Origin of the sequence: Halomonas sp. 707D4 (genome assembly GCF_024158685.1) — a bacterium.
Lineage (GTDB): Bacteria > Pseudomonadota > Gammaproteobacteria > Pseudomonadales > Halomonadaceae > Vreelandella.
In genome coordinates this window covers 1-1,433 of sequence record NZ_JAMZBD010000638.1, presented here as the reverse complement: position 1 = coordinate 1,433, position 1,433 = coordinate 1, and the positions used below count along the sequence as shown (strand labels likewise).

General features: G+C 65.0%; 2 protein-coding genes. One reads left to right on the top strand and one right to left on the bottom strand.

Features of this window, described 5'->3' with window-relative positions; genetic code table 11:
- Nucleotides 1–165: 165 nt before the first annotated feature.
- Nucleotides 166–1,218 carry a GlxA family transcriptional regulator gene (locus BIS11_RS17470; RefSeq protein ID WP_253421672.1) on the top strand — a complete coding sequence of 351 codons (1,053 nt, stop codon included), beginning with the start codon at nt 166–168 and terminating at the stop codon, nt 1,216–1,218.
- A gap of 52 nt (nt 1,219–1,270) precedes the next feature.
- Here BIS11_RS17470 and BIS11_RS17465 read toward each other — a convergent pair.
- Nucleotides 1,271–1,433, bottom strand: a 163-nt coding sequence (locus BIS11_RS17465) for a TRAP transporter large permease subunit (protein ID WP_301286510.1), incomplete at its 5' end; no start/stop codon positions are given.

Sequence of the window (1,433 nt, the reverse complement as noted above, 5' to 3'; positions counted from 1 at the left end):
GGATTACCTGCTCGCCTGCCGCCATCAAGCCTTGAAGGAACCACGGCTGCAGGCGTTTCTCGACGTTCTGGGGAGTGACGCTTTCCAGCAGGCGGTGCAGACGCTGCCCGGCTATCGACTGAGCCGGTGCGGCGACGTCATGACGGTGGAAGAGGTGCTGACACCATGAGAGAGCGATTCTCGAGCACGCTGAAGAACAAGAACATGGCCTACATCGCCCCGAGCGGCACCGGTGGCGATGCCCGGCGCGTTCGGCGCGTCGCCTTCATCCTGCTCGATCACTTTTCGATGATGGCGTTCACCGGCGCGGTGGATGCGCTGGTGACCACCAACCTGATGAAGTCCTCGACGCTGTACGAGGTGCTGGTGGTGGGCGACGAGCGCGGGGCGACGGTGTCGGATCTGGGGATCGAGGTGTCGACGGACGTGGCGCTTGCAAAGCTCGACAGCGCCGCGCTCGGCATCGACGTAGTGATCGTCTGTGGCGGGCTCAGGGTCAAGCCGCAAGCCACCTCGCTTCTGCGCAGCCGGCTCAAGAGCGCGGAGGGTCACGGCGCGATTCTGGGCGGGCTATGGAACGGTGCCTACTTTCTGGCCGAGGCGGGGCTTCTGAGCGGCTACCAGTGCGCCTATCACCCGGATGGCCGGGCGATGATGGCGGAGCAGTTCTGGGACGTATCGGTGACCAGCCGCAGCTTCATCGTCGACCGTAACCGGCTGAGCTGCGCCGGGGCGAGCAGCTCGCTGAGCATGATGCTGGAGCTGGTGCGTTCGGACTGCGGCAACGAAGTGGTGGGTGCGGTCGAGGAGATGCTCAGCTGCGACAAGGGGCTCGATTCGCCGGATGTCTCGACGCTGCGGGTCGACCGGAACCACACCCTGCCGGAGAAGCTCAAGATCTCGCTCCAGCTGATGAAGAACAACATCGAGGAGCCGCTGTCGATCCCCGAGATCAGCAACTGGGTGAATCTTTCGCGACGCCAGCTCGAGCGCCTGTTCGCAAGCTACGTCAGCGCCAGCCCGTCGCGCTACTACATGGAGTTGCGCCTGACCCGCGCGCGCCAGCTGCTCCAGCAGACCAACAAGCCCTTGGCGGAAGTGGCGGTGGCGACCGGCTTCGTCAGCATCTCGCACTTTCGCAACTGCTTTCACCAGCTCTTCGACATCACGCCGGGGCAGTTTCGCAAGGCCTGCCAGCAGGAGGGGCACGCCGGTTGAGTGCGTGTGAACGAAAAAGGGAGCCCCTGGGGGCTCCCTCGTGGCAGGCGCCTCAGCGCCCCGACCAGCCCATGAAGATGGGCACGTAGACCACCAGCAGCAGCACGCCGATCAGCCCCAGCATGTACGGCACGATCGCCCGGGTGATGCGCTCCAGCGGCAGCTGGGTGACCGACGAGGCCACGTACAGGTTGATCGCCACCGGCGGGGTGATC